This window comes from Streptomyces sp. SID3212 (assembly GCF_009865405.1).
GTDB lineage: Bacteria > Actinomycetota > Actinomycetes > Streptomycetales > Streptomycetaceae > Streptomyces.
In genome coordinates, this window is sequence record NZ_WWJY01000028.1 from 1 (window position 1) to 534 (window position 534).

Annotated in this window: 1 protein-coding gene; it reads left to right on the forward strand. The window is 73.8% G+C overall.

Annotated elements, in window-relative coordinates:
• Positions 1 to 69 precede the first annotated feature (69 nt).
• A partial coding sequence (locus GT042_RS01265) for an FAD-dependent oxidoreductase (RefSeq protein WP_161306839.1) occupies positions 70 to 534 on the forward strand: 465 nt, incomplete at its 3' end.

Genomic DNA, 534 nt, shown 5'->3' on the forward strand with positions numbered 1-534 from the left:
GGCCACCCCCACCCCGCCCCCTTCCTACGCTCGTCGTGAACTCGGGAAGACGACCTCGGGGAGGGCCACGTGCTCAGCAGCACCCACACAAGGACCGCGCACACAGCGCAAAGCGCGCAAGACACGCAAGACGTTGTCATCATCGGCGCCGGCATCGCCGGCCTCGCCGCCGCGCATCATCTGACCGCCGCGGGCGTCAGCGTCCGCGTTCTGGAGGCCGCCCCTCACCCCGGCGGTCGTATGAGCACGGAGCACGTGGACGGCTTCCGCCTGGACCGGGTCGGGCCGCTGCTCAGCACGGCGTATCCGGAGCTGCTGCACACCCCCGCCCTGGAGGGCATCGCGCTGCGGATGTTCTCGCCCGGCGTGCTCGTCCGGAGGGACGGGCGGCTCCACCGGGCCGGCACCATCGACAGGACCGGCCTCGCCGGAAGCCCCGGAAGGGCCGCCACCACCGAAAGGCGCCGCGGCGTCGAGCTGAACCCCCGACCACCCCGGCGCGCACACCGCGCACTCGCCACCGCGCGCGCCCTG